The sequence below is a fragment of the Mesorhizobium sp. M4B.F.Ca.ET.214.01.1.1 genome, assembly GCF_004791545.1.
GTDB lineage: Bacteria > Pseudomonadota > Alphaproteobacteria > Rhizobiales > Rhizobiaceae > Mesorhizobium > Mesorhizobium abyssinicae.
Genome location: NZ_SRUX01000016.1, coordinates 1 through 23,360, shown reverse-complemented (window position 1 = coordinate 23,360; position 23,360 = coordinate 1). Strand labels below are relative to the sequence as shown.

The 23,360-nt window shown below is 64.5% G+C and carries 18 protein-coding genes and 3 pseudogenes; 10 read left to right on the top strand and 11 right to left on the bottom strand.

The window, feature by feature from the left end; all coding sequences use genetic code 11:
- Positions 1-22: 22 nt before the first annotated feature.
- The 6 genes from dnaK (at position 23) to EN857_RS26645 (ending at position 5,785) form a co-directional block, all read left to right on the top strand.
- Positions 23-1,939 carry a molecular chaperone DnaK gene (dnaK, locus tag EN857_RS26670; protein ID WP_127285100.1) on the top strand — a complete coding sequence of 639 codons (1,917 nt, stop codon included), beginning with the start codon at positions 23-25 and terminating at the stop codon, positions 1,937-1,939.
- Positions 1,940-2,150: 211 nt separating this feature from the next.
- Entirely contained in the window at positions 2,151-3,281 is a 1,131-nt protein-coding gene (gene dnaJ / locus EN857_RS26665) for a molecular chaperone DnaJ (protein ID WP_127285099.1), read from the top strand.
- A 126-nt stretch (positions 3,282-3,407) separates the two neighbouring features.
- Complete coding sequence (gene pmtA, locus EN857_RS26660) at positions 3,408-4,013, top strand: phospholipid N-methyltransferase PmtA (protein WP_127285098.1); 606 nt, start codon at positions 3,408-3,410, stop codon at positions 4,011-4,013.
- Between the two features lie 161 nt (positions 4,014-4,174).
- The gene (locus EN857_RS26655; RefSeq protein WP_135859356.1) at positions 4,175-4,771 is read left to right on the top strand and encodes an NADPH-dependent FMN reductase; all 597 of its coding nucleotides are present in this window, start codon (positions 4,175-4,177) and stop codon (positions 4,769-4,771) included.
- On the top strand, positions 4,768-5,475 hold the full coding sequence (gene pyrF, locus EN857_RS26650; RefSeq protein WP_135859355.1) for an orotidine-5'-phosphate decarboxylase: 708 nt from the start codon (positions 4,768-4,770) through the stop codon (positions 5,473-5,475). Before EN857_RS26655 ends, pyrF begins: the two co-directional genes overlap by 4 nt.
- A gap of 22 nt (positions 5,476-5,497) precedes the next feature.
- Positions 5,498-5,785 (top strand): DUF1330 domain-containing protein, encoded by a 288-nt coding sequence (locus EN857_RS26645; protein WP_135859354.1) that lies wholly within the window; start codon positions 5,498-5,500, stop codon positions 5,783-5,785.
- Here the strand turns inward: EN857_RS26645 and EN857_RS26640 are convergent.
- From EN857_RS26640 to EN857_RS26600, 9 genes are all read right to left on the bottom strand, one after another.
- The gene (locus EN857_RS26640) at positions 5,782-6,837 is read right to left on the bottom strand and encodes a D-alanine:D-lactate ligase-like protein (protein ID WP_135859353.1); all 1,056 of its coding nucleotides are present in this window, start codon (positions 6,835-6,837) and stop codon (positions 5,782-5,784) included. The two genes, EN857_RS26645 and EN857_RS26640, sit on opposite strands and share 4 nt — an antisense overlap.
- Before the next feature lie 135 nt (positions 6,838-6,972).
- Complete coding sequence (locus EN857_RS26635; protein ID WP_135859352.1) at positions 6,973-7,854, bottom strand: SMP-30/gluconolactonase/LRE family protein; 882 nt, start codon at positions 7,852-7,854, stop codon at positions 6,973-6,975.
- Positions 7,851-8,492 (bottom strand): 2-dehydro-3-deoxy-6-phosphogalactonate aldolase, encoded by a 642-nt coding sequence (locus EN857_RS26630; protein WP_135859351.1) that lies wholly within the window; start codon positions 8,490-8,492, stop codon positions 7,851-7,853. Before EN857_RS26630 ends, EN857_RS26635 begins: the two co-directional genes overlap by 4 nt.
- On the bottom strand, positions 8,489-9,424 hold the full coding sequence (locus tag EN857_RS26625; protein WP_135859350.1) for a 2-dehydro-3-deoxygalactonokinase: 936 nt from the start codon (positions 9,422-9,424) through the stop codon (positions 8,489-8,491). Before EN857_RS26625 ends, EN857_RS26630 begins: the two co-directional genes overlap by 4 nt.
- Positions 9,421-10,188 carry an SDR family oxidoreductase gene (locus EN857_RS26620; RefSeq protein ID WP_135859349.1) on the bottom strand — a complete coding sequence of 256 codons (768 nt, stop codon included), beginning with the start codon at positions 10,186-10,188 and terminating at the stop codon, positions 9,421-9,423. Before EN857_RS26620 ends, EN857_RS26625 begins: the two co-directional genes overlap by 4 nt.
- A 153-nt stretch (positions 10,189-10,341) precedes the next feature.
- Positions 10,342-11,691 (bottom strand): EAL domain-containing protein, encoded by a 1,350-nt coding sequence (locus EN857_RS26615; RefSeq protein WP_128346123.1) that lies wholly within the window; start codon positions 11,689-11,691, stop codon positions 10,342-10,344.
- 100 nt (positions 11,692-11,791) lie between these two features.
- Positions 11,792-13,603 (bottom strand): GtrA family protein, encoded by a 1,812-nt coding sequence (locus EN857_RS26610; RefSeq protein ID WP_135859348.1) that lies wholly within the window; start codon positions 13,601-13,603, stop codon positions 11,792-11,794.
- 193 nt (positions 13,604-13,796) lie between these two features.
- Entirely contained in the window at positions 13,797-14,195 is a 399-nt protein-coding gene (locus EN857_RS26605; RefSeq protein ID WP_135859347.1) for a GtrA family protein, read from the bottom strand.
- Complete coding sequence (locus tag EN857_RS26600; RefSeq protein ID WP_135859346.1) at positions 14,192-15,427, bottom strand: glycosyltransferase family 2 protein; 1,236 nt, start codon at positions 15,425-15,427, stop codon at positions 14,192-14,194. Before EN857_RS26600 ends, EN857_RS26605 begins: the two co-directional genes overlap by 4 nt.
- Before the next feature lie 273 nt (positions 15,428-15,700).
- Here EN857_RS26600 and gshB point away from each other — a divergent pair, with 273 nt between their 5' ends.
- Positions 15,701-16,651: a glutathione synthase gene (gene gshB, locus EN857_RS26595; protein ID WP_135859345.1), complete on the top strand. Its 951-nt coding sequence runs from the start codon at positions 15,701-15,703 to the stop codon at positions 16,649-16,651.
- On the opposite strand, the gene EN857_RS26590 is transcribed toward gshB, so the two are convergent.
- Complete coding sequence (locus EN857_RS26590) at positions 16,648-18,153, bottom strand: Ig-like domain-containing protein (protein WP_135859344.1); 1,506 nt, start codon at positions 18,151-18,153, stop codon at positions 16,648-16,650. The two genes, gshB and EN857_RS26590, sit on opposite strands and share 4 nt — an antisense overlap.
- A 282-nt stretch (positions 18,154-18,435) precedes the next feature.
- Between EN857_RS26590 and EN857_RS26585 the strand changes: the two are divergent.
- Together EN857_RS26585 and EN857_RS26580 are read left to right on the top strand one after the other, a co-directional pair.
- Positions 18,436-19,077, top strand: a pseudogene (locus EN857_RS26585) (magnesium chelatase domain-containing protein); the annotation flags it as partial.
- Positions 19,078-19,287: 210 nt separating this feature from the next.
- A complete protein-coding gene (locus EN857_RS26580; protein WP_135859343.1) occupies positions 19,288-21,645 on the top strand; it encodes a hypothetical protein in 2,358 nt (785 codons plus the stop codon).
- Positions 21,646-21,838: 193 nt separating this feature from the next.
- On the opposite strand, the pseudogene EN857_RS36360 reads toward EN857_RS26580, so the two are convergent.
- Positions 21,839-22,909: pseudogene (locus EN857_RS36360) on the bottom strand (DUF2817 domain-containing protein).
- Between the two features lie 244 nt (positions 22,910-23,153).
- Here EN857_RS36360 and EN857_RS26560 point away from each other — a divergent pair.
- A pseudogene (locus EN857_RS26560) lies at positions 23,154-23,360 on the top strand (adenylate/guanylate cyclase domain-containing protein); the annotation flags it as partial.

Sequence of the window (23,360 nt, the reverse complement as noted above, 5' to 3'; positions counted from 1 at the left end):
GCTTAGCGGAGAGACTAGAACAATGGCAAAAGTAATCGGTATCGATCTGGGAACGACCAACTCCTGTATCGCCATCATGGACGGCAAGGAGCCGAAGGTCATCGAGAATGCGGAAGGCGCGCGCACGACCCCTTCCATCGTCGCCATCAGCGGCGACGGCGAGCGCCTCGTCGGCCAGCCGGCCAAGCGCCAGGCGGTCACCAATCCTGAAAACACCATCTTCGCGGTCAAGCGCCTGATCGGCCGCCGCTATGACGATCCGGTGACGGAGAAGGACAAGAAGCTTGTCCCCTACAAGATCGTCAAGGGCGACAATGGCGATGCCTGGGTCGAGGCCGGCGGCAAGAAGCAGTCGCCGTCGCAGATCTCGGCCATGATCCTGCAGAAAATGAAGGAGACGGCGGAAGCCTATCTCGGCGAGAAGGTCGAGAAGGCGGTCATCACCGTTCCGGCCTATTTCAACGACGCCCAGCGCCAGGCAACCAAGGACGCCGGCAAGATCGCCGGCCTCGAGGTGCTGCGCATCATCAACGAGCCGACCGCGGCAGCCCTTGCCTACGGCCTCGACAAGAAGGACGGCAAGACCATCGCCGTCTATGACCTTGGCGGCGGCACCTTCGACATTTCCGTGCTCGAGATCGGCGACGGCGTCTTCGAGGTGAAGTCGACCAATGGCGACACCTTCCTCGGCGGCGAGGATTTCGACATGCGCCTGGTCGAGTACCTGGCGGCCGAGTTCAAGAAGGAACAGGGCATCGACCTGAAGGCCGACAAGCTTGCCTTGCAGCGCCTGAAGGAGGCGGCCGAGAAGGCCAAGATCGAGCTGTCGTCGACGACGCAGACCGAGATCAACCTGCCCTTCATCACCGCCGACGCCACCGGGCCGAAGCACCTGACGCTGAAGCTGACCCGGGCGAAGTTCGAGAGCCTGGTCGAGGATCTCGTCCAGCGCACGATCGATCCCTGCAAGGCGGCGCTCAAGGACGCCGGCCTGAAGGCCGGCGAGATCGACGAGGTCGTCCTGGTCGGCGGCATGACCCGCATGCCCAAGATCCAAGAGATCGTGAAGCAGTTCTTCGGCAAGGAGCCGCACAAGGGCGTCAACCCCGATGAGGTCGTGGCGCTCGGCGCCGCCATCCAGGCCGGCGTGCTGCAGGGCGACGTCAAGGACGTGCTGCTGCTCGACGTGACGCCGCTGTCGCTCGGCATCGAGACGCTGGGCGGCGTGTTCACCCGCTTGATCGAGCGCAACACGACGATCCCGACCAAGAAGAGCCAGGTGTTCTCGACCGCCGAGGATAGTCAGTCGGCGGTGACCATCCGCGTCTTCCAGGGCGAGCGCGAGATGGCGGCCGACAACAAGATGCTCGGCCAGTTCGACCTGGTCGGCATCCCGCCGGCGCCGCGCGGCGTGCCGCAGATCGAGGTCACCTTCGACATCGACGCCAACGGCATCGTCAACGTCTCTGCCAAGGACAAGGGCACCGGCAAGGAGCACCAGATCCGCATCCAGGCGTCCGGCGGTCTTTCGGACACCGACATCGAGAAGATGGTCAAGGATGCCGAGGCCAATGCCGAGGCCGACAAGAAGCGCCGCGCCGTGGTCGAGGCCCGCAACCAGGCCGAGGCGCTTGTGCATTCGTCCGAGAAGTCGCTGAAGGAATATGGCGACAAGGTCTCCGAGACCGAGCGCACGGCGATTTCCGATGCGATCGCGGCGCTGAAGACCGCCACCGAGGGTGACGACGCGGCCGAGATCGAGGCCAAGACGCAGGCGCTCGCCGAAGCTTCGATGAAGCTTGGCCAGGCCATGTACGAAGCCTCGCAGAAGGAAGCGGCCGAGGCCGACGCCAAGGCGGACGCCGCCAAGGACTCGGACGTGGTCGATGCCGACTTCGAGGAAATCGACGAGGATGACGACAAGAAGAAGTCGGCCTGAACCGTCTGACGCCAGATAAAGCGAAAAGCCCGGCGCAAAGCCGGGCTTTTTTGCAACCCTGGCTGAAAAAGTGCTAGGCGCGGCCGAAAAAACGCGGGCAAACCCGCGTCAAGGCTGGCATCCGGCCACCATCGCACCTAAATCGAAACGACGTGCCGGCAAACGACGCAACAGTGCATCAAGACGTTGAGCATCCGGACTGCGGGAAAAAATGAAAGCTGATTTCTACGAGACGCTGGGCGTGCAAAAGGGCGCCGACGAGAAGGAGCTCAAAAGCGCTTTCCGCAAGCTCGCCATGCAGTTCCATCCCGACCGCAATCCCGGCGACCACGCCTGCGAGCACAAGTTCAAGGAAATCAACGAGGCCTACGAGACGCTGAAGGACCCGCAGAAGCGCGCGGCCTATGACCGTTTCGGCCACGCCGCCTTCGAACATGGCGGCATGAATGGCGGCGCGCAGGGCTTCGGCGCCGGCGGCTTCGCCGACATCTTCGAGGATATTTTCGGCGACATGATGGGCGGCCGCCAGCGGCGCTCGTCGGGCGGTCGCGAGCGCGGCGCGGACCTGCGCTACAACATGGAAATCTCGCTGGAGGAGGCGTTCTCCGGCAAGACCGCGCAAATCCGCGTGCCGGCCTCGATCTCCTGCTCGGAATGCTCGGGCAGCGGCGCCAAGCCGGGCACCCAGCCGGCGACCTGCTCGATGTGCAACGGCCACGGCAAGGTGCGCGCAACGCAGGGCTTCTTCTCGATCGAGCGCACCTGTCCGCAGTGCCAGGGCCGCGGCCAGACGATCAAGGACCCGTGCCCGAAATGCGCCGGACAGGGCCGCGTCACCGAGGAGCGCTCGCTGTCGGTCAACATCCCGGCCGGCATCGAGGACGGCACCCGCATCCGGCTTGCCAATGAGGGCGAGGCCGGTTTGCGCGGCGGTCCGTCTGGCGACCTCTACATCTTCCTCGCGGTCAAGCCGCATGAATTTTTCCAGCGCGACGGCGCCGATCTCTATTGCAAGGTGCCGATCTCGATGACGACGGCTGCCCTTGGCGGTTCGTTCGAGGTGACGACGCTGGACGGCACGCAGACCAAGGTGAAGGTGCCGGAAGGCACGCAGAACGGCCGCCAGTTCCGGCTGAAGGGCAAGGGCATGCCGGTGCTGCGCCAGCCCAATGTCGGCGACCTCTACATCCAGACCGCGGTCGAGACGCCGCAGAACCTGTCGCGCCGCCAGCGCGAGCTGCTGGAAGAATTCGAGCAGTTGTCCTCGCAGGACAATTCGCCCCAGTCGAGCGGCTTCTTCGCCCGCATGAAGGACTTTTTTGAGTCGTTCGGCGATCGGTGACAGTTGGAAACGGCATGCATCCGGGATGCTTCCCGAGCGTCATCAACACCTTATGCCAGGTTGACGCCTTGCCTTGTCCCACCTAGCTGCTAATTAGCGGGTCGGGGAGCGTTGAGGAGAGCTCGCATGGCACGTGGTCCCGGATTGCGCAAGTCGCTGGCGGAGAAGTTCGACGACGAGCTGAAGTTCTTCAGGGGCTGGATCGACAAGCCGAAGACGGTCGGCTCGATCGTTCCCACGAGTTCCATCACCGCCCGCAAGATGGCCTCGATCGTCAACCCGAGATCCGGCCTGCCGGTGCTCGAGGTTGGACCCGGCACGGGCGTCATAACGCGAGCCATCCTGGCCCAGGGCGTGAAGCCGGAAAATCTCTACGCCGTCGAATACTCGACCGATTTCGTGCGTCATCTGCGTCAGCTCTATCCCGGCGTCAACGTCATCGAGGGCGACGCCTTCAATCTCAACGCGACGCTCGGCGACAAGCGAGACATGGTGTTCGATTCGGTCGTCTCCGGCGTGCCGCTGCTCAACTTCCCTGTCGCCCAGCGCATCGCCTATATCGAAAGCCTGCTCGACCGCATCCCCGCCGGCCGGCCGATCGTGCAGCTGACCTACGGTCCGCTGTCGCCGATCCCGCCCGGCCGTGGCGACTACACGGTCAAGCATTTCGATTTCATCATCCGCAACATTCCGCCGACGCAGCTGTGGATCTACCGGCGCGAGGCGCATTAGATGAGAAGGGAATAGGGGAGTACGGCAGTAGGGGAGTAGGGAAATCGAGCCGTTACATTCCCCCTGTTGCCCTACTCCCTTACTCCCCTACTCCCGGTTCCTCATCCAACCGTTGATTTGAATGCCCCCTTTCTGTACCTGTCCGGGAACAAGGGTGGGCAATGCCAGTGATCCCGAAAATCCTCGTCTTCGCCGGATCGGTCCGGTCGGGCGCCTTCAGCGGCAGGACCGCCGACGTGGCGCAGCGAGAGCTTGCCTTGCAGGGCGCCGAGGTGACGCGCATCTCGCTCGGCGACTATCCGCTGCCGATCATGGACGAGGACCTGGAAAAGGAAGAAGGCATTCCGCAGAATGCCATGCGGCTCGGCCGGCTGATCGCCGGCCATGACGGGCTGTTGATCGCAACGCCGGAATATAACGGCTCGATCCCGCCGCTGCTCAAGAACAGCGTCGACTGGGTGAGCCGGATACGCCGCGACGGCGGCCGCTCGTTGAGGCCGTTTGCGGGCAAGCCGGCCGGCCTTTGCTCCTCCTCCGACGGCAAGTTCGCCGGCATACGCTGCATCAATCATCTGCGTGCCGTACTGGTGCGCTGCCAGGTCGAGGTGGTCACGCCGGAATGCTCGGTCTCGGGCGCCAGCGACGCCTTCGACCAGGATGGACATTTCCGCGACGACAGACTACGCCAATCGATGGAGCGCCTATGCCGCACACTGATCGAAACCTCGCGCATGCTGTCCAGCCGGATCGAGGCATGATTCCCGAACATGCCGACACCATGCGCGACAGGCTGATCGTCGGCCTCGACGTGCCGACGCTGAAAGAGGCCGAGAAGGCGGTGCGCGAGCTTGACGGCACTGTGTCCTTCTACAAGATCGGCTATCAGCTCGCCTTCGCCGGCGGGCTCGACTTCGCCCGCGAGCTTGCCAGCGGCGGCACCAAGATCTTCCTCGACATGAAGCTGCTCGACATCGACAACACGGTGGCCAAGGGGGTCGAGAACATCGTCAGGATGGGCATGTCGATGCTGACCATCCACTCCTATCCGAAGGCGATGCGGGCAGCGGTGGAAGCGGCCAGGGGCAGCGATCTTTGCCTGCTCGCGGTCAGCGTGCTGACCTCGATGGACGAGCAGGACATGATCGACGCCGGCTACGAATACGATCCGCACACGCTGGTGCTGCGGCGCGCCGAACAGGCGCTGCATGCCGGCATGGGCGGCGTCGTCTGCTCTGCGGAGGAAGCGGAAGCCGTGCGCCGGATCGTCGGGCCGAACATGGCCGTGGTCACGCCGGGAATACGGCCCAAGGGCAGCGACCACGGCGATCAGAAACGGGTGGTGACGCCGGCCCAGGCGATCCGCAACGGCTCCAGCCATCTCGTGGTCGGCCGGCCGATCGTCGGCGCCTACGACAGGCGCGCGGCGGCCGCAGCGATACTTGACGAGATGCGCTCGGCGTAACGCCGCAACCGGGAGAGGAAGCATGCCAAAGGGATACTGGATCGCCCGCGTCGATGTGCGCGACGCCGAGGGCTACAAGGACTATGTCGCCGCCGCCAAGCCCGCCTTCGAGCGGTTCGGCGCGCAGTTCCTGGCGCGCGGCGGCGAGCATGAGAAGGCCGAGGGGGCGGGCCGCGCGCGCAACGTCATCATCGAGTTTCCGTCGCTAGCCGCGGCGCATGATTGCTACCACTCGCCGGAATACCAGCGCGCCGTCGCCATCCGCCAGAAAGTGGCCGATGGCGAGATCGTTCTGGTCGAGGGCGTCTAGCCTAGCCGGGTCCTCGCGGTTTCAGCCATCGCATCGGCGAGGCCCAGCCCCCATTGCGAGGCGCAATAGGCGCGAAAATCGAAGCAGGGCAGGCCGGGGCAGACCTCGAACTCGATGAGATGGACGGTGTCGTCGGCCTCGAGCCTGAGATCGATCGAGAAGACGTCGTTCAGGCCAAGCCCGGCGATCAGCTTTTGCGCCATGGCGCGGATCGCCCGATCGGCCGCCGGCTGGCTGGCGGCGACAGGCTGGAGCTCAGGCTCGGCATAGGTTCCAGCCGCCTTCGCGGCCACGCCGGTGTCGCCATAGAGCGCCAGGCTGTCGGCCATGGTCTGGAAATCGCCACCGGACTCGACAAAGGCGATGCCGAGCGCCTCGACGCCGGTGTCTGGCTGCAGGCCGAGGAAGCTGGCGCGAACATTGCGGCCGGCGACATAGGGCTGGACGACGACATCGTCGCGATAGCGGGCAAAGACACGCCGGCTAAGCTCCAGCGCATGGCCAAGATCATCGACGCGCGAATCCGGCCAGATTCCGATCTTGGCACCGAGCCGGTTCGGCTTGACGAACCAGCCGGCTTCCGAGGCCGGCGGCTCGACCAGCCAGTTGCCGTCCCGCGCCAGGCCGGCCCGCGGCACCGGCAGCCCGAGTGCTCCGAGCACGGCGCCGGAGCGGAACTTGTCCTGGCAGAGCCCGAACACGGAATCATCGGCGCCGATCGTCCGCAGCCCGTTCAACCTGGCCAGCGCGGGCGCGGCGCCACCACGGAAATAAGCGACGCCGTCGGTCAACGTCCAGACCAGGGTGGCCTCCCGATCAGCGCCGGCGAGCACGCCGGCGGCTTCATCCAACTCGACCGGCGCGAAGGCGAGGCCGCGTTTGTCGCAAGCCGCGGCCAGCGCGTCGAACTCCGTCGCCAGATCGGTCGACTGCGCCAGATAGGACGAGATTTCGGCGGCACGCTCCGGCGCATGGCCGTCAGCGGCAAGCCGCTCGAAACAAGCCATTTCCGGCTCGTGGACGAGGATCAGTCTCGGCTGGTTGCGCGGCATCGAATGGCAAGGCTCCCGGCGGTCATGCCGCTACCATCGCACGACTGCTGCGATCGGCTTTCGCGAAACCGACCGGGGCGGGCGGTTGCGTGACAGAACCAGGTCCCAGCCCGCAAAGCGGGCCGGTGGCCCGTATCAGGCGATCAGCACGCGCGGCTCGAAGCGGCCGTTGACGGGAATGTCGAGCAGGAAGGTCATACCAGCTTGGGGATCGAGCTTGCGCTGCTTGTCGTCCTTGCCCTTCCACGCCGAGGTCACCGCCAGCCTGTCGGCCTTGGCGCCGACAAAGGCCGGGCAGGAGGGCTGCGTCACCGGCATCGGGATTTCGCGCAGCAACGCGCCGTCGGGCGCATAGGCCTTGACCGCCTTGCCGCCCCAGACAGCGTTCCACAGCACGCCGTCGCGGTCGACGACGGAGCCGTCGACATAGCCCATCGATTTGCGATGGTCGACGAACACTTTTGGTTCACCTATGGGCAGGCCGGTTGACGCATCGCAGGCGACGCGCATCAACAGCCCGGTCGAGGTGTCGGTGTAGTAGGCGATCTTTCCGTCCTCGGAGAAGCAGATCGAGTTCGACACGGTGATGTCGGAAAACAGCCGGCGCAACTCGCCCTTGAAGAACCAGTAGATCGCGCCGGCGCCCTTGCCCTCGTCCTTGCCCATGGTGCCGACCCAGAAGGCGCCGCAAGGATGGACACGCGAATCGTTGGAGCGGGTCAGCGGATTGTCGGCCTCGATCGCGGTGTGCAGCGTCAGCCTGCCGGTCGCGACATCGCGGACATGCAGGCCGGTCTCGGTGGCGATCAGCTGGCGGGCGTCGTCGATGATGGCGAGAGCGCTGGCCATCAGGCCGAGCTCATGCACTTTCAGCGCGCCGGAGCCAACGCCCTTTTCCAGCAGCCGGCCGTTGACGATGTCGAACCAGAACAGCGCATCGCTGCCGGGGTCGTAGCTCGGCCCCTCGCCAAGCTGGCAGATATGGTCCGAGAAAACCGAAACGCCGTTGTCCATCATGCCTCTCCCCCGAATGCCGCATCCCAGGCGGTTACGGCGGCGCGGGCGCGGGCCGCCACCTCCTCGACGCTCAGGCCCGGCTTGAACAGGCTGGAGCCGAGGCCGAAGGCGCTGACGCCGGCCGATTTATAGCCGGCGAAATCCTTGTCCGACACGCCACCGACGGCGCCGACCACAATTTCGGCCGGCAGCACCGCGCGCATGGCCGAAATGCCGCCGGCGCCAAGCACGCTTGCCGGGAAGAATTTCAGCGCCGAGGCGCCGAGCCTTATCGCCAGGAAGGCCTCTGTCGGCGTGAACACGCCGGGCATCGTCACCATGTTGTAGGTCATGGCGCGGCCCATCACCTCGGCATCGATGTTGGGGCTGACCAGCAGGCGCCCACCGGCCTTGTGCAGGGCGTCGACATCGGCCACCGTCAGCACAGTGCCGGCGCCGACCAGCGCCGTCTTCGGCAACGCCTGCACAAGGCTGGCGATCGAGACGAAGGGTTCCGGCGAATTGAGCGGCACCTCGATCGCCTCGATGCCGGCATCAAAGATCGCCTGGCCGATCGCCACCGCTTCGCCGGGTTTCAGCCCGCGCAGGATGGCGACGAGGCCGCGCTTGAGGTTCGGAAACGGTGCGGTCTGGGTCACGCGGCGGCTCCAATCATGCCGTTCTCGCGCGCCGCCTCGACGAGGCCGGCACGCACTGCTTCATCGGCGTCAACGGTTCTGAAGGCAAGGCCCGCGACGCCCAGCGCGGCGCCATAGAGCACAGCGAGGGCGCCGGAGACGACCAGCACGACCGGCTCATCGCCGGCGCCATAGCGGCGTTTTGCCGAGGCGATCTCGCCGCCGAGCAGCAACCCCGACAGGCAGGCCGCCGCATCGTCGGACTGCAGGTCGTGCAACAGGCCGGCGGCGCGGATGGCAAACAGCTTCGAGGTGACGTCGCCGCCCTCGCCGAGCGCCCGTTCGCACCATTGACGGAAGAAAGGATTGTCAGCCGCCACGGCTGCCGGATGCTCGCCCAGCGAATGGCGCAGGATCGAATGCGCGGCCAGAACCGAGAACAGCTCGCCCGTCGGCCAGGTGCCGAAGCCGGCGACGGCGCCGTCCTCGACGGCCACCCATTTCGAATGCGTGCCGGGCATGCAGACGAGATGGCGACCCTTTGCCGGCAAACCGGCGCCGGCAAGCTGGGTTTCCTCGCCGCGCATCACGTCGGGTGCATCGGCCAGCCGCTGGGCAAGGCCCGGCACTATGCGGATGTCGCGGCCCTGGCCGGGAACCCTGATAGCGCCGGCCAGGATGGCGCCGATCGGCGCCGGCACGGTGACATAGGGCGCTTCCAGCCAGCCCTGGCGGGATCCGGCCATGCCGCAGATGATGACCGGCAGCGTTTCCGGCGCGCCCATGGCGGCCAGGTGGCCCTCGAGAACCGTCGAAAACCCTTTCTCGCGCGCGGTGATCAGCCCGTCGTCGCCACGACGCTCGGCAAGCACCTTGCCGGCGTCGTCGAGCAGCCAGGCCCTGAGCCTGGTCGTGCCCCAGTCGAGCGCCGCGACCGCGGGCGCCGCGCTCACAGGAAGCCTCCATCGACGATCAGCATCTGCGCGGTCAACATGCGCGAGGCATCCGAGGCGAGGAACAGCACCGTGCCGACGATGTCGTCGGGCAGCATGACGTCCTTGATGCACTGCTTGGCGACATGGGTGGCGAGCGACCCTTCGGTGACCCAGAGCTCCTTCTGCCGTTCGGTGATCACCCAGCCCGGCGCGATCGCGTTGACGCGGATGCGGTCGGCGCCGAGCTTGCCGGCCAGGCCCTTGGTGAGGCCGAGTATGCCGGCCTTGGCGGCGGTGTAGGCCGGCATATCCGGATGGTTGATCAGATAGGAGGTCGAGGTGAAATTGATGATCGAGCCGCCGCCGGCCCGCTTCATGCCCGGCGCCACCGCCTGCGCGGTGAAGAAATGCGGGCGCAGGTTGACGGCGAGGTTGTTGTCCCAGAACTCGACGGTGACGTCCTCGACCGCGTGGCGGTCGTCAAGCGCGGCGTTGTTGACCAGGACGGTGACGTCGCCATGCGCTTCAGCCGCCCTGGCAGCCGAGGCGCGCAGCGCCTCGATGTCGCGCAGATCGGTCTTGAGGTAGAGCGGCCGCCAGCCTTGCTCCTTCTCGATGCGGTCGGCAAGCGCGATGCTCGGACCGTCGGCGATGTCGATGAAGGCGACCTTCGCGCCTTGCCGGACAAAGCCCTCGGTCAGCGCCGCGCCAATGCCGGAACCGCCGCCGGTGATCAGCACCGAAGCGCCTTCGAGATCGGCAAAACGCGCCGATGGCATCATCTTTTTTCTCCCTGGCCAAGTCGGCGCGCATCCTATCCAGACAAGGCGCGCGGGCAAGGGATAAACATCAGATTTTCGAGCTTATGTCTGACAAAAAGGCAAATCACGCCCGCCCCGGAGGATGGGGCGGGCTGGATCCGTGCGGAACGGCGTTCAGATCGCCTTGGCGTGCAAGGCGCCGCGATAGGAATCGCGCAGGTAGCCGAGCGTGGCGTCGGCATCGACCGGCTTGCCGAACAGGTAGCCCTGGCCGCCGGCGCAGCCGAACTGGACCAGGCGGTCGGCCTGCGCCTCCTCCTCGATGCCCTCGGCCACGACATCCATGCCGAGCCCTTCGCACATGGCGAGGATGGCGCGGATGATGTGCTCGGACGGGCGGTCGTCGAGGATCGAGGAGACGAAGGCGCGGTCGATCTTGAGCTTGTCGAAATGGAATTCGCGCAGGCGCCCGAGCGAGGACTGGCCGGTGCCGAAATCGTCGAGCGAGACGCGGATGCCGACGCGGCGCAGATCCTCGACGATCTTCTCGGCCGAGGCCGGATCGTTCATCAGGCCGGTCTCGGTGATTTCGATCTCCAGCCGGCGCGGATCGAAGCCGGTGCGGTCGAGGATCGCCAGTATGTGCAGGCCGGTGTTCTGGTCGACGAGCTGCGACGGCGACAGGTTGAAGGACAGGAACAGGTCCTTCGGCCAGCTGCGGGCGGCCTCGGTGGCCTTGCGCAGCACCAGCTGCGACAGCGGACCGATGATGCCGCGCTCCTCGGCGATCGGGATGAACACGGTCGGCGGCACGGTGCCGAGGTCGCGGTCGGTCCAGCGCGCCAGCGTCTCGAAGCCGATGGTGCGGCGGGTGTTCAGGTCGACGATGGGCTGGAAATGCGGCTCGACCTCGCCGGCCGAGACGGCGCGGCGCAGCGCCTGCTCGATGCGGGTGACGCGCTTGGCCGCCTCCTCCATTTCGCGGGTGTAGACGACGACGCGGCCGCGGCCGGAACGCTTGGCATGGTAGAGCGCGGTTTCGGCCTTGTTGAGCAGGATGTCGGTGGTCTCGTCGCCGGAATAGAACAGCGAGCAGCCGACCGAGGCCGAAAGCCTGGCGGTGCGCTCGCCGACGTCATAGGGCGCCGACAGGATCTCGATCAGCATGCGCGACTTTTCGGCCGCCGCCTCCTCTGAGAACACCATCGGATAGAGAAAGGCGAACTCGTCGGCGCCGATGCGGCAGACGGTGGAATAGCTGTCCATCGAGGCGCGCAGCCGCATCGCCACCTGGATCAGGATATCGTCGCCGGCCTTGTGGCCGAACAGGTCGTTGATCGGCTTGAAGCCGTCGAGGTCGAGGATGCCGACGGTGAAGGGCGCCGGGTCCTCGGAACGGTCGCTGATAAGGCGGTCGACCTTGTCGAAGAAGCGGCGATGATTGCCAAGCCCGGTCAGCGGATCTGTGAAGGCCAGATCCGTGTTTTCCCTGCCTGCCTGCCCGGTGGCAAACGTCGTTTGCATCGGTGTTCCTGTTGCACGTCGGAATTTGCGGTGAGACTGGCAGGAAACCCTTTAGGAAACGTATCGAGAAATCGATTTTCTCATGCGCCGAAACGGCGGTTCAACCGCCTTCGCGCACGCGGTAGAGTTCGATCGGAGCGCCCCGGCTTTCGGCCACCGGCTCCAGCCATTCCGGCACCCGGCCATCGATCAGACCGGCCAGAAAGCCCTTCGGCGCCTTTTCGGCGAGAAGCTGGCTTTCGACGCTGCCGCGACAGACAGCGACCAGGCCGACATGATGGCTTTCGACGATCGCCCGCGCATCGGCGTCCGAGCCCAGGAAAGCATCGAGCGCCAGAAGGTTTCCGGCGATGTTGCGATGGTAGGGTCCGGAAAACACGCGATGTCCGGTATAGGCCAGGATCGGCGAGCCGAGATTGGAGATCGCCAGCACCGTGGTGCCGGGCTGCCCGGCGAGGGCCGCGAAGGAAGCCTTGCTCTCGCAGTTCCTGTCGACGCCGGCGTCATCGGCCTTGACCGGCTCGAAGGCCGACGACATCGCCGTGGCGGTGCCGGCCCAGAGCGCGTTCACCGACAGCAGCCAGGCCGCGACCATGCGCAGCGAGACGCTTCGCGAAGGGCTGACCTCGACCCGCCGGCGCCATCTGGCGATCCATGCCGAGAGCGGGATCACGGCAAAGCCGATCGAGAAGGTCGAGCCGCGTATCTCCCAGGCGCTGACCAGGAAGGCGACGATGAGCAGGGCGCCGACGAGGCTGTCCTGCCGGCGCCGGCCGCCATGCGCGAGGCGCAACGCCATCACCACGATGGCCAGCAACGGCGTCGCATAGCGCGCGGCCACACTGGCCGGCTTGTGAACGAGCAGCGTGAACAGCGACTGGGCTTCGTCGATGTGATCGAGCCACAGTTCCTTGAGGCGTGGATCGAGACCGGCATAGGGTGCGGCGAGACATTGCGGGAAGGCCACCACGACGACCGCGGCAAGCGTTGCGGCGAGCAGGCCGATCGCCAGCAGCCGGCGCTGCCAGCGACTGGCCACGGCATCGATCGAGGCGGATGCCGCCAGACCGATGCCTGCAATGGCGGCGACAACGAATTGCGCGATCGAAAAGGCGTCGCATTGAGCCTGACCCCAAGCGGACATCGGGACGGTCGTCACGAAGACCAACGCCGACACTCCTGCGAAGCCGAAACCGAAATTCCTGGCGATCTGCCTTTCCCGCACGCCGTCGACCAGAAACAGGACAGCGACCAGGGCGCCGATGGTGCCGGCATAGGGCGCGCTTTCCATGCCGATGGCCAGCGTCAGCGCCGCGCAGACGCCGGCGGGCAAGGCCATCCAGTTGCGGGCGGGTGCATCGAGCAGCAGGCTGAGGCTTGCCATGGTCAGCATCACCTGGACATTGTGGTGATCGAGCGAACCCGGTGAATAGATACCGATGAAGTGGTAGGCGGCGGCGCCGACAACCACGGCCGGGAGCACCGCGCCGGCGCCTCCGACACTGCGTGCGGCGCGCACCGTGAAGAACAGCGTCAGCCAGAAGAGCAGGGCCGGCCAGGCCACCTGCACGACCTGCTCGGCAAGCGGCCTGCTGCCGGTCAGGGCCGACATGATAAGGATGCCGAGGGCCAGCGGCGCGTCGAGCAGCCGCGACCAGTGCATGACGAAACCGCCTTCCGGCCCCATCCTGTACTGGTGCATGTCGAACCAGCCCTGGCCACCCAGCAGGTCGCGGACCTGGACCAGCTGCAGCAGGCTGTCATTGTCGCCGCCGGCGTTGGCCAATTCCGGGAAACCGGCATGGGCGTTGACCAAAAGCACCACCAGCGTGGCGAGCAACGCCGCCACAAGATCCATGCGCCAGGAACGGGCGGTTTCCCCGGCAGGAATCGCGGCATTTGCAGCGGTCATGGATCGACTTTCGGGCGAGTGGTCGGCGCCGCAGGCTAGCGCCGCACGCTTCACAAAGCGTAAAGCGCGCGCGCAAATGCGCTAGAGCCGGATGATTTCAGGTCGTCGACCTGAAATCTGAATCCGACTCTAAATCAAAGAGATAGAGCATGATGTCGCCCGAAAACCGCTTCACACTTTTCGGCATCATGCTCTAGCCGCGTGCCGGAAACACCCAGAGCGACGACGCGACATAGCTCAGCGCGCTTGTCGCGACCGTGGTCAGCGCCGACATGGCAAGCGGCGACAGGCCGAAATGCGCAACCGCCACATGCGAGACAAGGCCGGAAAAGACGGCGCATCCGAGCTGCAGCGCGAGATAGCGCGGCAACGCCGTGGCGTGATCGTGCTCGCCGCCGAAGGTCCAGCCGCGCTGGGCTGAATAGGCGACGACGAAGGCGATCGCGTAGGCGGCGGCACTGCCGACGAACGGCGAAAGGCCGAGCGAAACCAGCAGCCACGACAGCACGAACAGCAGCAGGGCCGCGCCGACGCCGACCACCAGGAAGCGGAACAGGCGCGTCTGGACGAAGCCCGGCAGCGCGTCGATCATTGGTTCTCGCCTGCCGGCAGTTCGCTGGACGGGCCGTTTCGCAGCCGCTTGACCGGAATTTCCAGGACGCCGAGCAGGAATGCCGAGAAGAAGGCCTGGAACGAAATGACGACCAGGCTGAGGCCGAGCACGACGATGCGCGGGATTTCGGAATCGTCCAGCGGGCCGAAGCCGAGATGCGCCCAGCGCAGCACGGCGTAGGCGCAAAACGCGAAGCCGCCGGCAAAGCAAATGCCGGCATTGGCGGCGAGACGATCGGTGCTGATGGTCCTGGTCAGCCAGTCGGACCTGCGGCTGCGCGGCAGGATACCGGTGACCTCGGCATAGTAGCGCGAGATGACGCCGAAGGTGATGAGCTGCACGCCGGTGACGATCATGAAGCAGGCGGCGACGAAGGTGTTGAGGTCGAGCGACAGATTGTTGATCACCCTGAGCGGCCCGAACACTAAAAGGGCAGCGAACAGCGTGCCGAGGCCGCCCAGCACCATGCCCGGAATGAAGAACATCCAGCGCGGATTGTAGACCAGCAGGAATTTCAGGTGCCGCCAGCCGTCGCGCCAGGTCCTGAGATGCGGCGGCCGGCTGCGGCCGTCGGGCTTGAGCGTGGTCGGCACCTCCTCGATGCGCAGGCCGGCAAGCGCGCCGCGCACCACCATCTCGCTGGCGAATTCCATGCCGGTGGTCTGCAGATCGAGCTTCCTGATGCTCTCGGCATTGAAGCCGCGCAGGCCGCAGTGGAAATCGCCGGTCTTGATGCGGAAGAACAGGCGGCCGATGAAGCTCAGCACCGGATTGCCGAGATAGCGGTGCAGCGGCGGCATGGCGCCGGTTTCGATGCCACCCCGGAAGCGGTTGCCCATGACCAGGTCGGCGCCGTCGCGCAGGCGCGCCACGAACGCGTCCAGGGCGCTGAAATCATAGCTGTCGTCGGCATCGCCCATGATGACGAAGCGGCCGCTGGCGGCGGCGATGCCGCCGAGCAGCGCCGCGCCATAGCCCTTCTGCGGCACCGGCACGACGCGGGCGCCGATCGCCGTCGCGATCTCCTGGGAGCCGTCGGTGCTGCCGTTGTCGGCAATCAGCACCTCGCCCGCTATGCCGGCCTTGTCGAGGAAGGCCTTTGCCTTGCCGATGCAGACGGCAAGCGTCTCGGCCTCGTTGAGGCACGGCATCAGGATGGTCAGCTCGAGCTGCTTGGTCTGGGCGGCACGGATAGTTGTGACGGCGTTCATGGTTCTTGTTCCATCAAGGACCGGGTCCGGCGTCGGCAGGGCCGGGCTCATTCGAACCACCCTTGCATGGCAAGGCTTAAGAAAACGATGACGCGGGTTCTCGCCTTGTCTGCAATCGCCCGGCCGGTTCGCGTCTGGCTGATGCGATCTTCAAAATGTCGCGATTGGCAGAGCCCGCCGATTTCCTTATATCGGCGGCATAGTTTCAAAGTGTTGGAGCGCACTTTGCCCGTCCAAACGGACACACGTCGCTCCATTGTGCCGGAGACCCCTATGCCGCTGAACATCGCCGTCCAGATGGACCACGTCTCCACCGTGTCGATCGCCGGTGACACCTCGTTCGCGCTGTCGCTGGAGGCGCAGCGGCGCGGCCACAAGCTTTTCCACTACACGCCCGACCGGCTGTCGATGCGCGATGGCAGGGTGTTCGCGCGCATCGAGGAGATGCAGGTGCGCGACGAGAAGGGCAGTCACTACTCGCTCGGCGAGAAGGTGCGCACCGACCTGTCGGAGATGGACGTCGTGCTTTTGCGGCAGGACCCGCCCTTCGACATGAACTACATCACCACCACGCATATCCTCGAGCGCATCCATCCTGGGACATTGGTGGTCAACGATCCGGCCTGGGTGCGCAACAGCCCGGAAAAGATCTTCGTCACCGAATTTCCGGACCTGATGCCTGAGACGCTGATCACCAAGGATCCGCAGGAGGTCGCGGCCTTCCGCAAGGAGTTCGGCGACATCATCGTCAAGCCGCTCTACGGCAATGGCGGCGCCGGCATCTTCCATCTGCACGAGGCCGACCGCAACCTTGCCTCGCTGCTCGAAATGTTCGGCCAGATGTTCCGCGAGCCCTATATCGTGCAGCGCTACCTGAAGGACGTGCGCAAGGGCGACAAGCGCATCATCCTGATCGACGGCGAGCCGGTCGGCGCCATCAACCGCGTGCCGGCAGAGCACGATTCCCGCTCCAACATGCATGTCGGCGGCCGCGCCGAGAAGACCGAGCTGACGGAGCGCGAGCGCGAGATCTGCGCCCGCATCGGGCCGTCGCTGAAGGAGCGCGGCTTCATCCTGGTCGGCATCGACGTCATCGGCGACTACATGACCGAGATCAACGTGACCTCGCCGACCGGCGTGCGCGAGGTGCAGCGTTTCGGCGGCGCCGACATCGCCAGCCTGTTCTGGGACTGCGTCGAGGACAAAAAGCGATCCCGCGTCTAGACCACGAAGAAGTCGTCCGCAGTGAGCCAGGTGCCCGGGTCCACGGTGGCGAACCGGACGGCCGCCGCCCCACCCGCCCCGTCCTGATCGAACAGCAGAGCGCCGGTCGCGTCGTCATAGATGATGTGGTCGCTGTCATCGATGGCCTCGCTGCCGACCGTGAAGACGGCGGCGAAAAGCGGGCCGGCCGACAGCCCGACGAATGCGGAGCTGTCCAGCCGGAACACATCGTCAAGCGCGTTGAAGTCGACGATACGGTCGTAGTTCGCCGGTCCGAGTGCGTCGAACACGAAGACATCCCGGCCCGCGTCGCCGGCCAGCCAGTCGCGGCCGGCGCCGCCATTGAGGATGTCGTCGCCAGCGCCGCCGCGCAGGTCATCTGAGCCGGCGCCGCCGTCGAGAACGTCGTCGCCCGTATCGCCGCGGATGCCGTCGGTGCCCGCACCGCCGCTTATCGCGTCGTTGCCGGCGTCGCCCTTCAGCCAATCCGTGCCCGCGCCGCCGATGATCGTGTCGGCGCCGGCGCCGCCGAACAGCTGGTCGTGGCCGGCGCCGCCGTCGAGCGTATCGTTGAACGGGGTGCCGCTGATGCGGTCGCCACCGCCGAGCGCGGCGACGAGCACGGCATGATCGTAGCCTCCATAGTTCACGACATTCGTAACGTCGCTCAGCGCGATGGATTCGGCCGGCGGCGTCACCGCGATCGTAATCGTCGCCACATTGCTGTTGCCCTGGCCGTCGGTAGCGTAGACCGTGAACGTGTCGGTGCCGACGAAGCCGGCCTCGGGCGTGTAGTCAAACAGATTGCCGCTCAGAAAGTCGGCATGATAGTGCAGGCTCGAGCCGTAGTGCCCCTGGTGAAACGGGTAGTAGTTGCCGTCGAAACTCGTGCTCTGCTCGAGGGTGCCGTGGTCCGGCCCGTCCACGACGACAAAGCTCAAGAGATCGTAGTCGGCGTCCGCGGCGCTGAATTTGATGTCGTCGAGAAACTGCCCCTGTGAAACCGACACGTTCAGATCGGCGGCGGTGGGCGCATGATTGACGAAGCTGTCGGGCTGCAGCGCGCCGCCTTCCAGGATGATCTGATGCTGCCCGTACTGGGTGTTTTCGCCGCCGAAATATTCGTTCGCGCCGATCCATGTCACCGTGATGGTGTCGGGGCTGTCGGCGTTGACCGAGACAATCTTGGCCGACATGAAAGCGGCCTGGTCGGACAAGGTGCGGATAAGATTGCCTTCATTGTCGAAGACCTGCGTCTCCACCGTCGTCCAGGTCTCGGTTCGGCCCTCGTTGGTAAAGCTGGTGATGGTGAAAAAGCCGTCGAAGACATCGACCGAAGCCAGGTCGATCCCACCGAACGGGAAATCCGGCTTTGCTCCTATTGGCCCGATCACATCGCCGTCGGTTTCGGTAATGCTGAAAAGGACCGCGTCAGGGCTCGGATTGGGATTGTCGGTTTCTTCCCATACGGTGAGCTCGCTGCCATTGCTTAAGGTCAGCATCCTGTCTTCCTCGCCTTCGCGCCTGGACGTGCTGTGGATGCCCCCCGATCCCAACGATAGCATCGTACGCGCGTCGGATCGGTGACAAACCCGGCCGCGTCCCGCCTTTTTCCAATGTGGTTAATTATGTGTGTCGAGCGGGATCCCGTTGCTCGGTCGGGGTCGACATTTGTTCTTGTAATGTTCTTGATCAATCCGAAAATCTGTGGTTGTCTTGGCTGACCCCGCTCGCCGCCTGATCGCAGGACCGGCGGGCGGACAGGTATCCGGGGGCAGAGCAAGATGGTGGCGCGGGTTCGCACGGTCGCTTTCCAGGGCATCGAGGCCGTGCCGGTCGATGTCCAGGTGATGATCGCGCCGGGCAAGGTCGGCATGCATATTGTCGGCCTGCCGGACAAGGCGGTGGCGGAGAGCCGCGAGCGGGTGCAGGCGGCTTTGCATGCCTCGGGCCTGTCGATGCCGTCGAAGAAGGTCACCGTCAACCTCGCGCCGGCCGACCTGCCCAAGGAAGGCAGCCATTACGATTTGCCGATCGCGCTCGGCCTGATGGCGGCGCTCGGCGCCATTCCGGGCGACATGCTGGCCGGCTATGTCGTGCTCGGTGAATTGTCGCTCGACGGCACCATCGCGGCGGTGGCCGGAGCGCTGCCGGCGGCGATCGGCGCCAATGCCGAGAACAAGGGCCTGATCTGCCCGTTCGGCTGCGGGCCGGAGGCCGCCTGGGCCGGCAAGGATTTCGACATCCTGGCGCCGCGCAGCCTGATCGCGATCGCCAACCACTTCCGCGGCACGCAGGTGCTGTCGCGGCCCGAGGCCGGCATCCAGCTCGCGGCGCGCGACCTGCCGGACCTTGCCGACATCAAGGGCCAGGAGAGCGCCAAGCGGGCGCTGGAGGTGGCGGCCGCGGGCGGTCACAACCTCCTGACATTGTGACTAATTAAACGACGAGCCGGAATTGCCGACAGCGGCCCTTATTGAGATTCCCGTAGAAAACCTCTTGCCCAGCAGAATCGGGGGACCGCAATTTCGGAGCCGAACTGGCGGACGCCTCTTTGGCAGATCAGAAACGGATTCTCGCGAGCGGCGAATCGGCTAATAGACCGCTGGCCCGCACCTCATCCATCCTGACTGGACATGCCAAAGACTTTGAATCCAAAGGTGATAGTCCGCAAACTGTCGGACTTTTGCCAAGTCCGAGTTGCGCCCGTGCTGCCTCCCCACGATGCAGAACGGGTTCGAACGTATTTGATCAGTCTGGTGAACTCTCGCAGGCGTCCACCGACCCTGAGCCGGGGGTACGACTGGCAGGCGATCGCCCTTCAGTGCGGAATCCCAATGGAACAAATCGGCGCGGCAAAAAAGGCCATTGAGCCAGGGCTTGATGCGATCGTTCGGTCGCTGCGCGACCTCCCCCAGGGCCGCAAGATGCCAATTCCGCGTCCTGTTCATCCAAAGATAATCGAAAGAGCAGCGCGGACCTTGCCGCAAGCGCCCCAGTCAAAGACGATACCGCTTGAGCCTAAGCGAACCAATTTGTCTAAGACCGCCGAGCGCCAAAAGCCCGGTATGAAACCTCGCCACATCGAGGAGTTTCCGGCACCGACAAGTACGGAATGGATCGATCCAGAAACGTTCCAGGAAGCTTTGGCACTACAGATGCGCCGTCATGGCGATAGCTACTGGCATTTGCACCGTGCGATCGTGAAAGATGATGAAGCGTTCGATCATTCTACGATCCGACACTGGCTATCAGGAAACAAAGTGCCGCGCAGTGTGGCGAGTTTCGAGTTGCTCGGCCGCATTGAGCGACGGTACCGGCTCCCAGGAGGATATTTCAAGGGAAAGCTTCCACATCGAGCACGGTCGGCATCCGGGCATATTCTTGATGATGTCGGTCCGGCGGAACGCCGCCGTCTCGCATGGCATCTCCCGGACGACTTCAACGCCCGCCCAGCTTCCGAACAAGAAGAAATCTTGGAATGGGTTCGGCGTGTGATCATTGCCGGTTCAACCGATTACCGTCGTTTCCAGAGGGCGGCGATGAAACAGCGCTATGCGATAAGGTTCCCCGGTGTTTCCTACGGCAGAACTGACCTGGCCGACCCGGATGAAGCGGACGATCTCCAGACTGGCGAGCCAGGCCAGGTGTCGTTCACTGATCCGGATCTGCTTTCTGGCGTAATTGACGCGCCGCCCATGCTTGCCCTCGAAATGGCGGAACTCATCCGGTTTAAGACTGCTACGCTAACAGCCTTCGGCCTTCAGCGTCAGGGAGTCTGGGGCGAGGAGACGACATCTCAGAAAATAGAACACCTCGGGCTGATGTTCGGCGCCCTTGCAGCGCATCCAAAGGGGCCGGTGCGTGGGTATGGCATCCCCTTTCAGCATCTTTCATTCGGCATGCTGGTATTTCCTTCAGTTTGGGACTGGTACGTGCAATGGCGCGAGCGGCGGCGCGGTTTCTACACGAGTTGGGAAGTGGACATGCTGCGCATTTCGCTTGCTCTTACCCGTAGGGATACGGGCTGGCTGCGGCAACATCCGAACCTGGGCGCGAGGGTTCGACCGGTCCCTGGCTTGATCTCACCAAACGACATCGATCGGGCGCAAAGGGACTGGGACGATGCATGCGATGTCTATTTCAAACATGCCACATCCCGCGTGAAGGAAATCCAGCGAGTTGCCCGCGTCCATCGAGACCCGTTCGAACCGATCTTGGCCGTCCTTGAAGCTGACAGCCCTGTTGGCGAGTATCGCAAGATTACCGAAGAGATTCTAAGGTTGATGCCCGACGAACGATTATATCGTCGCGCGGCAGCCGAGTCCGTACGATCGTTCTTGATGCTGCGCCTCGGGCTACACCTCGGCCTCAGGCAGAAGAATTTGCGACAGTTGATGATTTGCAAGCGTGGGCATTTGCCCCGCTCTGAACGTCAGCTTGCGGATATCAAACGGGGAGAAATACGCTGGAGCGAACGGGATCATGGTTGGGAGGTCCTCATCCCATCCATTGCGTTCAAGAACGCCAACTCATCGTTTTTCGGAAGCAAGCCGTTTCGATTGATCCTTCCGGATCTCGGCGATCTCTACGAACACATTGATGCCTACGTCGGCCGCCATCGAAGTGCCTTGCTGTCCGGGGCCGAGGACCCAGGCACCTTCTTTGTGAAAACGGTGAAGGCGACCAGCATCGACGCGGCCTACGACCAAACAACTTTCTATGAGGCATGGCGCCTGACAATCCAGCGCTACGGGATTTTCAACCCTTACACTGGTCGTGGGGCAATTCCAGGGCTTTTGCCGCACGGTCCACACAACGTCCGCGACGTGCTGGCCACCCACATTCTCAAGCGGACTGGCTCATACGAGCAAGCCAGCTATGCAATTCAGGATACACCGGACATGGTAGCCAAGCACTACGGCCGCTTCCTGCCTCAGGACAAAGCCGCGCTGGCGGCCCGAATCCTCAATCAGGTATGGGAGGCTGCATGACCCTGGCGGCTTGTGCTTGCTGATGGTCGGGCCAATTAAACAGTGACGCTCCAGGCCAGCAAACGCGGCGGCCGACTTGGTGATTCCCTGCAAGTTTTCGAATGGCCCACATGGGCCGAAGCGGATTCGCGGATTCTGATTTCCCAACCTGCAGAGCAGACATCATTTCCGTGCTTGCCGCCGTTCCCCGTCTTCACCACCCAGCAACCCCTGCCAGGAGCCGTTCGATGAGTTCTGGGCCGCGCACCTCCACCAGTCGGCGCCAAGAGATATCGCGCGGACAGCAGGTGTCGACATGGGCAGCACGCAGCGCCTTTGCATCGGGATGGTCGCGGCCTTCGAAGCGCAGCCAACGGTCGATCAGGTCGCCGCGGAAGATCTGATAGTCGTCGGCCGTGCCGAACTCGATCACCCCTCCGGCGATCCGTGCATCCGGTAGCTTCTGGCGGATCGCTTGGCAGAGCAGTCCGCGGTATTTCGGTTTGGCGCCTGTTTTGAAGGCACCATCCTCCTTCTCCGCGAGCCCCCACCAGCCGGCCGCCGCGCAGTGTTCCATACTTCCGGGCTCGTCGAAGATCAGGTGCACGATCTCGCCGAACTGGCCGATCCCCGTGTGCCAGTCGAGGAACCGATCGTGGTCGCTCGGGAAAGATGCTCACGCACGATGCGACGGAATGTGACATTCGACCAGCTCGGAGCCTGGCCGCCATACATGAAGCCGTCCGGCCGATGCCACTGCCCCTGCCAGATCTGGCCCTCCTGCGCCCAGCCGTTGGCCTCGAAATGAGCCCTGTAGGCGCGATGCAGTGCGAGCACGCCCGCAGCGTCCGAAGGGTCGGCATGAAGCAGGTACACGGCTGCGTCGTAGGCCGGGTTTTCCGGCGTCGGGCCGGGATCCGCGCCCAGGAAGTTTCGGTTAATGTCGACATTGTTCTCGTCCGTGCGCGTGCGGTACGAGAAGGCCCAAGGATTGATGGCGTGTACGAAGACGACCCGGATGTCCGAAGGCCTGTCATTGCGGCTTGACAGCCATCGGGTCAGGATCGCCGAGCCAGAAAAAGCTTCCGAGCCGCGTGCCGCAAATGACGATCGCAGCGCGCTGCGCCGCCTCTGGTCCGAGGCAGGCGACGTCGGTCGCAAGTAGCTCGCCGATCTCGCCGAGTAGACTTTCACGCGAATAGGTTGTCACCCGAGCCCCAGCGTCGGCGCATGCGACGAGAAATTTGCCGCGAGCTTGAGCGTAGCTGTCAGAGAAGCACTCCATAGTTTTCCCTTCCTGCGATAGCAGGCTGGATCGTGACAGGCGAGCGAAGAGGCTGCAAGACAGCGCTGTAACGATCGCCGCGCCGCTCGCGAGCGATTCGGCCTGCATTTCGAGCCTCGGAAGAGATACCGCGCGCGAACTGCAAGCGACGCCAGCGCCGGCACTGCACGCTCGCATTCGCGGTAGGACTAGCATACGCTTGTCGCCCCGAAGCTTCGACCTATGGGGCAGGCAGGACACAGGCATGGAGCGACGCCTCACCGCAATTCTTGCTGCCGACGTCGTCGGCTACAGCCGCCTCATGGGAGCCGACGAGGTTGGCACGCTTGCACAGCTGAAGAGGCTTCGCGCTGAAGTGATCGAGCCCAAGATCACAGCATCGCACGGACGCATCGTCGGTTCCGCTGGCGACAGCCTTCTTGTCGGATTCGCCAGCGCAGTCCACGCGGTG